At 72.5% G+C, this 12,468-nt stretch carries 12 protein-coding genes; 3 read left to right on the top strand and 9 right to left on the bottom strand.

Translation table 11 applies throughout. The features are described 5' to 3' along the window. Positions 1-67 precede the first annotated feature (67 nt). Positions 68-1,150 carry an acyltransferase gene (locus RH94_RS22245; RefSeq protein ID WP_073949265.1) on the top strand — a complete coding sequence of 361 codons (1,083 nt, stop codon included), beginning with the start codon at positions 68-70 and terminating at the stop codon, positions 1,148-1,150. A 24-nt stretch (positions 1,151-1,174) separates the two neighbouring features. On the opposite strand, the gene leuE is transcribed toward RH94_RS22245, so the two are convergent. The 3 genes from leuE to RH94_RS22230 all read right to left on the bottom strand — a co-directional run bounded on the left by leuE (position 1,175) and on the right by RH94_RS22230 (position 4,142). Then, positions 1,175-1,825 carry a leucine efflux protein LeuE gene (leuE, locus tag RH94_RS22240; RefSeq protein WP_073949263.1) on the bottom strand — a complete coding sequence of 217 codons (651 nt, stop codon included), beginning with the start codon at positions 1,823-1,825 and terminating at the stop codon, positions 1,175-1,177. Between the two features lie 65 nt (positions 1,826-1,890). Further along, positions 1,891-2,463 carry a Uma2 family endonuclease gene (locus tag RH94_RS22235; RefSeq protein WP_073949295.1) on the bottom strand — a complete coding sequence of 191 codons (573 nt, stop codon included), beginning with the start codon at positions 2,461-2,463 and terminating at the stop codon, positions 1,891-1,893. Between the two features lie 98 nt (positions 2,464-2,561). Further along, positions 2,562-4,142 (bottom strand): acyl-CoA mutase large subunit family protein, encoded by a 1,581-nt coding sequence (locus tag RH94_RS22230; RefSeq protein WP_073949261.1) that lies wholly within the window; start codon positions 4,140-4,142, stop codon positions 2,562-2,564. A gap of 258 nt (positions 4,143-4,400) precedes the next feature. Here RH94_RS22230 and RH94_RS22225 point away from each other — a divergent pair, with 258 nt between their 5' ends. Beyond that, a complete protein-coding gene (locus RH94_RS22225; RefSeq protein WP_073949259.1) occupies positions 4,401-5,252 on the top strand; it encodes a L,D-transpeptidase family protein in 852 nt (283 codons plus the stop codon). Positions 5,253-5,453: 201 nt separating this feature from the next. Here the strand turns inward: RH94_RS22225 and RH94_RS22220 are convergent, their stop codons facing one another. The 6 genes from RH94_RS22220 to RH94_RS22195 all read right to left on the bottom strand — a co-directional run bounded on the left by RH94_RS22220 (position 5,454) and on the right by RH94_RS22195 (position 11,693). Continuing rightward, positions 5,454-6,632: a hypothetical protein gene (locus tag RH94_RS22220; RefSeq protein ID WP_073949257.1), complete on the bottom strand. Its 1,179-nt coding sequence runs from the start codon at positions 6,630-6,632 to the stop codon at positions 5,454-5,456. Beyond that, positions 6,632-7,294 carry an RNA polymerase sigma factor gene (locus tag RH94_RS22215; protein WP_073949254.1) on the bottom strand — a complete coding sequence of 221 codons (663 nt, stop codon included), beginning with the start codon at positions 7,292-7,294 and terminating at the stop codon, positions 6,632-6,634. The genes RH94_RS22220 and RH94_RS22215 overlap by 1 nt, the downstream gene beginning before the upstream one ends. A gap of 301 nt (positions 7,295-7,595) precedes the next feature. Further along, positions 7,596-8,234 (bottom strand): RNA polymerase sigma factor, encoded by a 639-nt coding sequence (locus tag RH94_RS22210; RefSeq protein WP_073949253.1) that lies wholly within the window; start codon positions 8,232-8,234, stop codon positions 7,596-7,598. A gap of 173 nt (positions 8,235-8,407) precedes the next feature. Further along, positions 8,408-9,019 carry a hypothetical protein gene (locus tag RH94_RS22205; protein WP_073949252.1) on the bottom strand — a complete coding sequence of 204 codons (612 nt, stop codon included), beginning with the start codon at positions 9,017-9,019 and terminating at the stop codon, positions 8,408-8,410. 176 nt (positions 9,020-9,195) lie between these two features. Then, positions 9,196-9,963 (bottom strand): DUF4328 domain-containing protein, encoded by a 768-nt coding sequence (locus RH94_RS22200; protein WP_073949251.1) that lies wholly within the window; start codon positions 9,961-9,963, stop codon positions 9,196-9,198. 113 nt (positions 9,964-10,076) lie between these two features. Then, entirely contained in the window at positions 10,077-11,693 is a 1,617-nt protein-coding gene (locus RH94_RS22195) for a beta-N-acetylhexosaminidase (protein ID WP_079189137.1), read from the bottom strand. Positions 11,694-11,853: 160 nt separating this feature from the next. Here RH94_RS22195 and RH94_RS22190 point away from each other — a divergent pair, with 160 nt between their 5' ends. Then, entirely contained in the window at positions 11,854-12,429 is a 576-nt protein-coding gene (locus RH94_RS22190; protein ID WP_234425956.1) for a 2-oxo-4-hydroxy-4-carboxy-5-ureidoimidazoline decarboxylase, read from the top strand. The last annotated feature ends 39 nt before the right edge of the window (positions 12,430-12,468 follow it).

The following is a 12,468-nucleotide window of genomic DNA, read 5'->3' as shown; positions in this document are numbered from 1 at the left end:
CCCACCCGCCACGGTGGTGCCATCCGCTCGTCAACTTCCGGCCACCGGACGCCCGGATAGTTGCGCGGTGCCGAATGACATAGCCATACGCCTGCCGCAACAGAGCGACGCCTCTTCCGGACGGACCGCCGTACCGCGGGAGCACCGCCCCGACGTCGATCTGATGCGGCTGATCTGTTCCGCCACCGTCATGCTGGGGCACGTGGGCGCCCAGTTCATCCGCTCCACCGACGACGACCCGGCCAACGGCTCCGGGGCGTACTGGGCCGGCCACGTGGCCGAGGCGGTCAATCCGTACGCCGTTCCCCTGTACTTCGCCATGGCCGGCTGGGCGGTGCTGGTCGGCGCGCCCCCGCGCGACAGCGCCCGGATGTGGCAGAGGATCGTCCGCAACACCGTTCCGCTCTTCGTGTGGACGGCGGTCTATCTGGTCTGGGCCTGGCTGCGGGACCGCAACGACCGGCCGGTGACCGAGCTGGCGGTGAACTCCCTCTTCGGCTCCGTGCGGCCCGCCTACCACCTGTGGTTCATGTACACCTACATCCCGATCATCGCGCTGCTCGCCTTCGCGATGCTGGTCAAGGCCGGGAAGCGGCCCTGGGGGCTGGGAGCGGCACTGCTCGGCATCGCGGTCCTGCCGAGTGTGCTGACCACTGCCGCCGAGGTCACGGGACGCGACCTGCCGTCGCCGGCCTGGGGGTTCGGTACCTATTCGCTGGTGTACGCGATCGGGGGCGCGCTGCTGTTCGCCCTCCCGGCCGGCGCCGTACGGTGGCGGTGGCCGCTGTTCGCCCTGCTGCCGCTCACCATGGCCGGGAGCCTCTGGTACAACACGCAGATCCATTACGTGATGCCCAACGCCCACCTGTTCGTCGCCGTCATGAGCATCTGCGTACTGCTCCTGATCAGCAGGGTCCGGATCCCCGAGAAGTGGCGGCCCCTCCTGCGGAAGCTGGCCGGTGCCGCGCTCGGCGCGTACATGGTGCACGTGCTGTTCGTCGAGGAGATCGTCGCCCCGCTGGTGTCGCCGGACCTGAGCGGGCCGGCGGCGGGGCTGCTTCTGATCGGTCTGCTGATCACGGTGCTGGCCCTGTCGTTCGCCAGCAGCCTGCTGTGGGGCAGGCTGAACCTGCGGCGCCTGCTCGGCTGACCCGGCCGGCGCGGGGGCCCCGCGCTACACGCTCGCCAGCGACAGCTTCACCGCGAAGCCCAGGAACAGGGCGCCCGCCGCCGACGTCGCCCCCGCCGACAGGCGCCTGCGGCTGCGGAAGGCGGCGGCGAGCTTGGTACCGCCGAATATCAGGGCGCTGAGGTAGAGGCAACTGGCCAGTTGGAGCAGGGCGCCGAGGATGACGAAGGAGAGGGCCGGATAGGCGTAGGCCGGGTCGACGAACTGCACGAAGAAGGCGATGACGAACAGGATCGCCTTCGGGTTGAACAGGCTGACGACGAAGGCGCGCCGGAACGGCCGCTCGTCGGTGGCCGCCGGGTCGGGCTCCCCGGGCGCCGTCTGCTCCCGTCGCGTCCGCCACATCCCCCAGCCGGCTCGCAGCATGCCGATCGCGAGCCAGGTCAGGTATCCGGCGCCGGCGTACTTCACGATCCCGAACAGCACGGGGTTCGCCTTCAGCAGGGAGGCGGCCCCGGCCGCCCCCAGCGTCATGAGCACGGTGTCCCCGCACCAGACACCCGCCGCGGCGGTGTACCCGGCGCGTATCCCGCGCCGGGCGGCGACGGACAGCACGTAGAGCGAGTTGGGCCCGGGGAGCAGGACGATGAGGACGAGTCCCGCCAGGTAGGTGGGGAGATGAACGACGCCGAACATGGCAAGGAGTGTCGCACGGGGGTGCGACACTCCGGTGGGGGGTTCCGTGGGACGAGACGGGCAGATCAGTCGTCGCCGTCGAGGAGGGTGTCGACGGGAAGTTCGAGGGTCACGCCGACGGACTCGGGGACGGAGACGGTCTGGCCTCGCTTGAAGCGCCGGGGGTCGGGGTACTTCCCGTCGACCGGGTCCGTGTAGAGGAGGACCTCGTCGTGCCTGCGGTCGGCGACGAGGTACGCGGGCACGTCGGCCCGTGCATAGATGTCGACCTTGGTGGCCGTGTCGTTGGTCCAGTTGGAGGATGTCACTTCAAGGACCAGGCGGAAGACATGTGGTGCGTAGCAGTTCTTCTCGACGAGCGCGTCCTTGTAGTCGGCGTCGACAAGTGCGAAGTCGGGCACTGCATAGTCGACAGGGCCGGTCGGCAGCCACATACCGACTCCTGAGACGTATCTGAGCCCCGCTTTCCTGGCTCGAACCCGCGAGCATTCTTCGATGAGCCAGGTCAGTGTCTCTTGATGCGAGCCATCAGGCGGCGGTGTCACGACAATACTCCCGTTGAGGATCTCCACCCGGTGTCCGGGCAGCTCCTCCCAGAGCCGGTCGGCAGCATCGGCAAGCGACGACTCGTGCAGCATCACAGCCACGGCACCCTCCTTCGGGAATACCCAACACGAGCGTAACCGGGAACGGGCGGTTTCCGCCCCCGATCACCCACTCGGAGGAATCGTGCAGGTCAGAACGCGTCCGACGGCACGTAGTTCCCCCAGACCTCCCGCAGCGCGTTGCACACTTCGCCCACCGTCGCCCGGGCCCGCAGGGCCTCCTTCATCGGGTAGAGGACGTTGTCCTCGCCCTCGGCGGCCTTCTTCAGGGCGGACAGGGCCGTGTCGACCGCCGTCCGGTCGCGCTCGGCGCGCAGCCTGGCCAGGCGTTCGGCCTGCTGGGCCTCGATGGCCGGGTCGACGCGGAGCGGCTCGTACGGCTCCTCCTCGTCGAGCTGGAAGCGGTTGACGCCGACGACGACGCGCTCGCCGGAGTCGGTCTCCTGCGCGATCCGGTACGCGCTGCGCTCGATCTCCTGCTTCTGGAAGCCGTGCTCGATGGCGTTGACCGCGCCGCCGAGGTCCTCGACCTTCCGCATCAGCTCCAGCGCGGCGGCCTCGACGTCGTCGGTCATCCTCTCGATGACGTACGAGCCGGCGAAGGGGTCGACGGTCGCGGTCACGTCGGTCTCGTGGGCCAGGACCTGCTGCGTGCGCAGGGCCAGGCGCGCGCTCTTGTCCGTGGGCAGCGCGATGGCCTCGTCGAAGGAGTTGGTGTGCAGCGACTGGGTGCCGCCGAGGACCGCCGCCAGGCCCTGCACGGCGACGCGGACCAGGTTGACCTCGGGCTGCTGGGCCGTCAGCTGCACGCCCGCCGTCTGGGTGTGGAAGCGCAGCATCAGCGACTTGGGGTTCTTGGCGCCGAACTCCTCCTTCATCACCCGCGCCCAGATCCGGCGGGCCGCGCGGAACTTGGCGACCTCCTCCAGGATCGTCGTCCGGGCCACGAAGAAGAAGGACAGGCGGGGCGCGAAGTCGTCGACGTCCATGCCGGCCGCGACCGCCGTGCGCACGTACTCGATGCCGTCCGCCAGCGTGAACGCGATCTCCTGCGCGGGCGAGGCGCCCGCCTCGGCCATGTGGTAGCCGGAGATCGAGATGGTGTTCCACTTCGGGATCTCGGCCCGGCAGTACTTGAAGATGTCCGCGATCAGCCGCAGCGAGGGCTTGGGCGGGAAGATGTACGTCCCGCGCGCGATGTACTCCTTCAGCACGTCGTTCTGGATGGTGCCCGTGAGCTGGTCGGCCGGGACGCCCTGCTCCTCCGCCACCAGTTGGTAGAGGAGCAGCAGCAGCGCGGCCGGGGCGTTGATCGTCATCGACGTCGACACCCTGTCCAGCGGGATCCCGCCGAACAGCACCCGCATGTCGTCGACGGAGTCGATGGCCACACCCACCTTGCCGACCTCGCCGTGCGCGATCGGCGCGTCGGAGTCGTGGCCCATCTGGGTGGGCAGGTCGAAGGCGACGGACAGGCCCATCGTGCCGTTGGCGATCAGCTGCTTGTAGCGGGCGTTGGACTCCGTGGCCGTGCCGAAGCCGGCGTACTGGCGCATGGTCCAGGGGCGGCCGGTGTACATCGAGGGGTACACACCGCGGGTGAACGGGTACGACCCCGGCTCGCCCAGCTTCTCGGCCGGGTCCCAGCCCTCGAGGGCGTCCGGCCCGTAGACCGGCTCGATGGGCAGCCCGGACTCCGACTCGCGTGCCATGGTGTGTGCCTCCGCGTTCTGATCTTCTCGGTTACTCGCCAGTTGCCCGCCGGTACGGCCGATCCTCGCCACGGACTGTAGCGGCGGGCGTGCGCCGGGTGGAGTGCCCCGCGCTGGGACCTTGCTCACAGACCGGCGGATCCTCGCCCTCGCGTCCTCCGTCTCCCCACCTTGCCCCGTGGTTCGCCGCCCGTCACGCGTGGGGAGACATCCGGTGTACCACCGTGGACGGACACCGGTGAGACAGCGGGGGGCGCCATGCGTACCGGGGGCACGAGGAGAGCGATCGCCGCCGTCGCCACGGCCGCGGCACTGGCCGCGGTGAGCGGCTGCACGGTGCAGCCTCCCGGCCCGGACGGCACGCACCGCTCCCCGGTGCACATCGAGATCCCGACCGGCCGGCCGTCCGGCGGCCCCGCGCCCGGCGGCGGCACGGGGCCGGCGAAGAACCCGGGTCCGGCCCCGGCCCGCACCGCCGCGCAGGTCCTGTGGTCCCGCGGTGACAGCGGCCGCGGCGTGCGGGAGCTCCAGGCCCGGCTGCGCCAGATCGACTGGCTGTTCGACGGGCCCACCGGGTCCTACGACGAGCTGACGGAACAGGCCGTCAGGGGCTTCCAGGGCAGGCGCGGGCTGCCGCGGACCGGGCGGACCGACACGGTCACCTGGCAGCGGCTGCTGCGGATGACGCACGAGCCGGGCAGGTGGGAGCTGTACCGGATGGGCGGGCAGCCGGCCGGGGCGCCCGACCCGCGCTGCCTGACCGGCCGGGTGCTGTGCGTCGACAAGACCAGCCGGACCCTGCGCTGGATGATCGGCGGGCGGACGGTCTCGACGATGGCGGTGCGGTTCGGCACGCAGGACACCCCCACCCGCGAGGGTGTGTTCCGCATCTACTGGAAGTCACGACACCATGTGTCGACGCTCTACCACGCCCCCATGCCGTACGCCATGTTCTTCAGCGGCGGTCAGGCCGTGCACTACTCCTACGACTTCGCGGCCCGCGGCTACGCGGGCGGCTCGCACGGGTGCGTCAACGTACGGGACGAGGCGGCCGTCTCACGGCTGTTCGCGCAGGTGCGGGTCGGCGACGAGGTCGTCGTGCACAGGTGAGGCGAGGGGAGAGGAGACGGGGCGCGGGCGGAACCGGGGGAACGTGTCCCGCCCGCGCCGGATGCACGAGCCGTAGGTACGGGGGGAACCCCGGCTCTGTGCGACAGCCGATGACCAGTCGGCTCACTCAGTACTGCGCCGCGGCGGCCAGAAACGTCACACCTCACCGGAAGAAAATTTCACGAGGTGCGAAACCGCAGGTCAAAGGCGGTCATCGGGGTGGGCGGCCGAAACCACAGGCGACCTGCCCGAAGACCGCGGAGCGGGGGCCGGGGGCGTGACGGCGCTCTTCCCGCAGCGGTGTCCGGCCTCGTGACCGCGGCCGTGACGGCCCTTGTCGCGGCCTTTGCGGCCGCTTTTGTGACCGCCTTCGTCGTCGCCCTGACCGTCCTGGTCGCCCCGGTCGCCCCGGTCGCCCTGCTTGCCCCGGTCGCCCTGCTTGCCCTGACCGCCCTGGTCGTCCTGGCCGCCACGGCCCTTCCGGCTGTCCTCGCCGCCCTTGCCGTCGCGGCCGGCGCCCTGGTTCTCGCCCCGGCCCCTGCCGCCCGTGTCACCGGCCCGGTCGTCGGCCGGCTTCAGGACGCCCTTGCAGTACGTCCACACCCGCGCGGAGCCGCCGGCCGCCTCCTCCAGGGCACGCTTGCGGCCGACGCCCAGGACCTTGCCGTCGCGCAGGTCGCGGCAGGCCGAGACCAGGCGGCCCCGTCCGCCGGCGAGGCCGCCCCGGGGGTCGTCGGTGCCGGCGGTGGCGTCGTGGCCGGGGGCGGTGCCGGAGCCGTCCGCGGGGCTCGCGGAGCCGGCGTCGGAGGAGCCGGCCGTGGTGCCGCCGTGCGTCGGCGTGCCCGGACCGCCGCTCGTGGTGCCGTCGGGCGAGGACGGGCTCGGGGAGGGGCCGGGTGTCGCCCGGTCCGGGACGGAGGCGCCGGGGACGGGCTCGTCACCGCCGAACGGCGTCGGCAGCACACCGGTCGTGGCCGCCGTCGCGACTCCGCCGACCGCGCCGGCGGCCAGCGCGGCCGACAGCGCGAGACGTACCGGGCGGGTCCAGCGCGGACGCCCGGCACGCGCACGCGTGCCGATGCGGACGAGCCCGGCGTCGGCGGGCCCGGTGGGCGTTCCGGAAGCCGCGGTCCGTGGGCCGGCCTGTTCCGCCGCCTGCTCCGCGCGCGCCTTGCGGAAGGCGGCCAGCGCGGCGGCCTCGCCGGGCAGCCCGGCGTCGGCCGAGGCGGGCACGGACGGTTCCGCGGAGAGGGAGCCCAGCGCCTCGGCGAGTCGTTCGGCCTGGTCACGGGCGGTGGCGTCGACGGTGTCCAGGGGCTCTCCGCGCAGCAGACGCTCCGCCGTGTCGCGGTCCAGCCACCTGTACTGCTCGTCGGCCATCACATGCCCTTCTGCGTCCGGGCGCGCATATGCGTCACACCGGCGGACACCACCGCACGGTCCCGCGGTTTCCGCGGGGGCGGCAGCGCGTCGAGCACATGGGGGGATTCCGGATCGTCGGCGAGCAGTTCCGCGAGCCGTTTCAGACCGCGGTGCGCGGCCGTGCGCACGGCACCGGGCCGCTTGCCGAGCGTCTCGGCGGCGGTCTTGGCGTCCAGGCCCACGACCACGCGCAGCACCACGGCCTCGGCCTGGTCCTGCGGGAGCCGGGCGATGAGCGAGAGGGTGCTGCCGGTGGCCAGGGCCTCCATGGCCTCGCCCGCGGTGTCGGACTCCGCGGCCTTGCCGGTCAGTTCCGTTTCGTCACCGCCGATCGCGGGGCGGCGGCCGCGCATGCGGATGTGGTCGAGCGCCCGGTTGCGGGCGATCCGGGCGGCCCAGCCGCGGAACCGGTCGGCGTCCCCGCTGAAGCGCTCGAGGTCGCGGGCTATCTGCAGCCAGGCCTCGGAGGCCACGTCCTCGGCGTCCGGGTCGCCGACCAGCGTGCGTATGTATCCGAGCAGCCGTGGGTGCACAGCGCGGTACACAGTCCGGAACGCGGTCTCGTCCCCGTCCTGCGCCGCAAGCACCGCGGTGGTCAGCTCCGCGTCGTCCCCCAGCACGTGGTCCCTCAAGTGATCGAGTGAGTCGTTGCGGCAGCGCGGCCGCCCATGGTCTGCGGTGATCATGCCCGTCCCGCGCCCGGCGCGAAAGGCACGTTAGGGCCTGAAACCTCCTGCCGTCCATGACCGTACAACGTGCAACCAACCAATCCGGGGGTGAGGTGTGACGGAAAGCGCACGCGCGGCGCTGTAGGGAGTACGGGCCGCCGCGCGGCCCGTGCCGCGCGACGGCCGGGGCCTCTCCTGTGGGGGGTGGCGGCCCCGGCCGTTGCCTCGGTCGCCCCGGTCCGCTCCAACAGGCCTACTCTGCCGACCGGCCCCTTCCCTTCCCTTTTCCCGTCCCTTCCGCGCTCCCGTCGCCGTCGCCCTCCGCGCCGAGCTGCCGGGCCAGCCGCTTCAGCCCCCGGTGGGCGGCGGTGCGCACCGCGCCGGGCCGCTTGCCGAGGACGCGCGCGGCGGTGGGCCCGTCGAGGCCGACGACCACACGGAGCAGCACGGCCTCGGCCTGGTCGCGGGGCAGCTGCCTCAGGAGCGCGAGGGCCCACTCGGTGGTGACGGACTCCAGGGCCTGGTCATGGGTGCTGTACGGGCCGGGCAGGTCCAGGACGTCCTGTTCGAGCGCGGTGCCCCGGGGCCGTACGCGCTGCCGGCGCAGATGGTCGAGCGCCCGGTGCCGGGCGATGGTCGCCGTCCAGCCGCGGAAGCCCGCCCCGTCGCCCCGGAACCGGCCGAGGTCACGGGCGATCTCCAGCCAGGCGTCCGACGCCACGTCCTCGGCGTCGCCCCCGACGAGGCCGCGCAGATACCCGAGGAGTCCGGGCTGCACGATCCGGTACGCGACCGCGAAGGCCTCCTCGTCACCTTCCTGGGCCCGCGCGACGGCCGCGCCCAGCTCCCCGTCGTACGCCTGCGTGCGGCGGGGTTCCCCTCCCTGGCCCAAGAACTGTCCTCGTCCGTAGCGAGTCCCCAGACGTGCGCACCACCGTGTGTCCGGCCGTGTCCACGCCCCCCACGGTCATCAGCGTCCGCTTCCGCAGAAGTGTCACAGCTCGTCAGCGGCCCCTCGCGCACGGCTCGGGTCCACCGCCGCCCGCCCACGGCCTCCCGGCGGAGCTACGGCACGGTCCGGCCGCGGGCCCGGCGGGACACCACCGCCCGCAGGACGCGGCGTCCCTCGGTGGAGACCTCCAGGGCCTGGCGGAGTCCGGCGGAGCCGTGCCCGGCGAGCAGTTCCAGAACGGTGATCTGACGGCGCAGCTCGGCGGCGACGAGCGGCGACATGCCCTCCGTGCGGCCTTCGACGGGCGTCTCCCCTGTTCGAACGGAGTCGAGAGCCAGGGGGAACGAGTCGGCCGGGGCGGGGTCCTCGGCCGGGTCGAGGAGCCGGTGGATCTGCAGCGAGGCGACCGAGCAGGCGTCCGCCCACCGCCGCACCTCGGGAGCGGACCGGTCGGCCGGCGCGGCGGCGAGCATCCGGCGGGCCAGCAGCGCGGCCTCGTCCTCGGCGGCCTCCTCCCCGCCGGCCGCCTCCAGCGCGCCGCGCGCCTGCCGAAGCCGTTCCGCCCAGTCGCCGTCGCCGGGGGAGCCGTCGGCGAGGCTCCCCCACAGCGGCCGCAGGACCTCGTCGTCGCCGCCGAGCAGCGGTACGCACCGATCCAAACAAGCCAGTCCGCTGGCGGCCAGCCCGCGCTCGTCGGCCTGTGCGATCAGTTCCACCAGGCTCATCCACGCCTCCTTGCAGGGCGCCGATCTCCACGGAGCCCGCACTTGCCCTTACTGTGTGCGATCGCCCGGTAGTGTCACACGGCGATCACACGCAGTCGAGACGTGAGGACGACAGAAAGCGGAAGAAAAGATTTCAGCCAACGGTCGAGGCGGGCGGCCGGCGGGGCGGGGAACGGTCAGGCCGCGGCCGGCGCCGGCCCCCGCAGCGCCTTCTCGTGCTGCATCCGGGTCAGCCGGAGCACCACGAGGACGGCGAGCACGGCGGCCGCGATCATGGCGACGTCGACGAACAGCAACTGCGCGGCGGCGTTCCGCAGTTCCTCCGCCGTCTCGGCCCGGCTGTAGGTTCTGGACACGACCCGGTCGGCCACCTGCGCGATGATCCACAGCGTCCACCAGGCGTTGACCAGCCCGTGCGACGAGGGCCTGTCCGTGGGGCTGCTGGCGTCCCAGATCTCCAGCGTGATCCGGCGCGGGAACCACAGGTTGACGACCGGGACGAACCACGCTCCGATCGCCCAGCCGCGCTTCATGCTGTGCCTGGAGGGATCGAACACCTCGGCGTTGGCCCGCACCCGGTGGAACCAGCACAGGAAGACGACACAACTGGCGATCAGCGCCACGACCTGGGCGACGCCCGCGACGGCGGTGAGCAGGTCCGCGTGTTCGGCCCGCCGTATCACGTCCTCGCCGACCTCGCCGTTCACGAGGTCGCCCGAGACGTCGTACAGCACGAGGCCCGCCCAGACGGCGAACAGGTCGACGGCGGCGACGAGGGCGAGCATCGCGGCGGCGGCCCGGCCGAGCCCGACCGGCGAGCGCAGCCAGGCGGCGGGCGCTCCCGCGGACGGCGGGCCGGCCGGTGCCGCCGGAGCGGCGGCGCAACCGGCGCACAGGGTGCCGCCGGGTACCGCCGCGTGGTGCTGACAGCGCGCGCAGAGCATGGTGAGTCCCCCCAGGGGTGTCGTCGTGGAGCCGGCGCGGCTCCCCTCGGAGCGTCGAGCGCGGCACCGGGAACCTACGACACCCGTTCCTCGCACGTCCATGCGATTCGCTGTCAGCCCAGCTTGTTCGCCAGCCCCTTGAACTCCGTCCAGGACATCGTCGGTTTGCCGGGGTCCCACAGCTTCTGGATCGTCGCCCGCAGCGGCATGCGGATGCCGGCCGCCACCTGGTCCTGGGTCTGGGAGTTCGCGAGGTCGCACCACACGGCGAACGAGCCGCCCAGTATCTGCGCGTCGTACCGTGCGGGCACCGCCTGGGTGCCGCGCAGCACGCGCGGGGTCCACTGTTCGTAGATCCGCTGTCCGGTCGGATAGACGAAGGTCTGCGGCTGGCCGAGGACGTAGTACAGGAACTCGTCGTTGTAGTTGATCACCTTGCGGCCGGCGCTCAGGTACTCGACCGGCTGGCGGGCGCCTATCTCCTTGCCGGTCCAGTAGGCGACCACGATGTCCCCGGCGGGCTGCACGGAGGTGTTCCGGAAGAAGCCGTCGTTCCACGCGCGCGGGGTGCGGCCGTGCTTGCGGACGGTGGCGGCGCGGTCGTTCAGCCAGCCCGTCGCCAGGTCGGCCACGGTGCCGCCGGAGCCGTAGGCCTTCCTCGCCGCGGCGGCCAGCTGCGGGTAGGACGCCTGGGGATCGCGCACGGTCAGCGCCTGGTACTCGTCGCCGCCGAGGTGCCACTGGCTGCCGGGGAAGAGGCCCGCGTACTCGTCGAGGAGGTCGTCGACGATCCGGGCGGACCCGGGCTTGGAGATGTCGATCGCGCCCCGCGTCGCCACGCCCTGCGCGTTGCGCAGCTGCAGATCGGGGTGGGCGGCGATCACCGCTCCCAGGTGGCCGGGCGAGTCGATCTCGGGCACGACGGTGATGTGCCGGCTGGCGGCCAGGTCGACGATCTGCTTGACCTGCGCTTTCGTCAGGTGGTCCCGGGAGACGATCTCCGGGTGCGTGTCGGACTGGATGCGGAAGCCCTGGTCGTCGGAGAAGTGCAGGCCCAGCTCGTTGAACTTCAGGTCGCCCAGCTCGCGTACGCGGTCCTCTATCCAGCCGGCCGTGAACGGCTTGCGGGCGATGTCCAGCATGAAGCCGCGCCGCGGCTTGGCCGGCATGTCGTTCACGACGCCCTCGGGCGCCGTACCGCCGCCGTGCACCTCCTGCTTCAGGGTGCGGGTGCCGTAGAAGACCCCCGCGTCGGCCGGTCCCTTGATGGTCACCCGGCCGTCGCGCACGGTCATGGTGTACGACTCCGGGTTCCCGCTTCCGCCGAGCGCCAGCCGTACGTCCCCGGCGCGCACGTCGCTCCTCTGCCCGGCGTACGTCAGACCGAGCTCGCTCGCCACCAGCTTCCCCTCGTCGGCCAGGGAGGCGTTGTTCACCACGACCCGGCCGCCGTGCGCCGGGCGCCAGCCGGGGCCGCGGGCGGCGGTGTGGGAGCGCACGGCGGGGATGGTCCGCGGCGCCTGGGACAAGGGGTAGCTGCGGGTGGGGGAGGGGGCGGCGGCGGGCTCGCCCGGCGGGCGCTGTCCGGAGCCCGCCGGGGCGCCGTCGCCGCCGGAGGCCCACACGCCGAGCGCGGCGCCCACTCCGACCGTCACCGCGAACGCGCCGCCGGCCAGTACCCGCCTGTGCTGCAGCTTCCGCGCCGGTGCCCGGCGCCTGTGCTTACTCACACCGCCAACTTAAGGCCCATGGCCGCCGAGCGTGTCCACCAGGCGTTCTCAAACTCTCCCGTTCGGGTGAAATTCAGGCACTCACCGGACACGTCATGAGCACACCCGATAACGTAACGGCACATCTTTCACAGCACCCCCTGCCGACCTAGGACCCACGCTGCCCGCGCAGAACCTGGAGCGTTTCAACAACGCTCCCGCTCCCGAGGCCCACCACACCCTCCTGACCTGCCTGCACAGCCCCCGCTGGGCCCACCGCCTCACCACCCACCGCCCCTATCCGGACCTGCCGTCCCTGCTGGCCGCGGCGGACGAGGCGACGTACGACCTGAGCCCGTCGGACCTGGCGGAGGCGCTGGCGGGTGAATCACTGGCCCCCCTGCCGGACAACGGCTACTCCGCGGCCCGGACGGCTCTCGACGCCGCACAGGCCGCGTACGAGCGCCGCTTCGGCCACACGTTCGTCATCTGCCTGGACGACGTACCCCCCGACGAGGCCCCCGCCCAGGTCCTGGCAGCCATCCGGTCACGGCTGACGAACGATCCGGAGGAGGAACGGGTCATCGCGGCGGAGGAACTCCGGCGCCTCGCGCGGGGACGGCTGGTGCGGGCGGCCCAGGGGCACGACCGGCCCCCACCGGCCCGCACCCGGCACACCCTGCGAGCCCCCGCCCCGGCAGCCGCCCCCGCTCCTCCGTCCGTGCGGGTTCGCTCACCCGGGCAGACCCCCCTGTGAGCCTCGCCGCAGTGGCTGGTTACGATGCTGGGGGCCGGT

Source organism: Streptomyces kebangsaanensis, assembly GCF_001906585.1.
Taxonomy (GTDB): domain Bacteria; phylum Actinomycetota; class Actinomycetes; order Streptomycetales; family Streptomycetaceae; genus Streptomyces; species Streptomyces kebangsaanensis.
Note: the sequence above shows the minus strand (reverse complement) of the source record. Positions and strands in the feature narration are given on the sequence as shown.

Coding starts and splice junctions, on each gene's coding strand:
- RH94_RS22235 (WP_073949295.1), bottom strand. CDS start 2,463: ATGCTGCACGAGTCGTCGCTTGCCGATGCTGCCGACCGGCTCTGGGAG.
- RH94_RS22200 (WP_073949251.1), bottom strand. CDS start 9,963: ATGCTCTGCGCGCGCTGTCAGCACCACGCGGCGGTACCCGGCGGCACC.
- RH94_RS22220 (WP_073949257.1), bottom strand. CDS start 6,632: ATGGCCGACGAGCAGTACAGGTGGCTGGACCGCGACACGGCGGAGCGT.
- RH94_RS22205 (WP_073949252.1), bottom strand. CDS start 9,019: ATGAGCCTGGTGGAACTGATCGCACAGGCCGACGAGCGCGGGCTGGCC.
- leuE (WP_073949263.1), bottom strand. CDS start 1,825: ATGTTCGGCGTCGTTCATCTCCCCACCTACCTGGCGGGACTCGTCCTC.
- RH94_RS22225 (WP_073949259.1), top strand. CDS start 4,401: ATGCGTACCGGGGGCACGAGGAGAGCGATCGCCGCCGTCGCCACGGCC.
- RH94_RS22230 (WP_073949261.1), bottom strand. CDS start 4,142: ATGGCACGCGAGTCGGAGTCCGGGCTGCCCATCGAGCCGGTCTACGGG.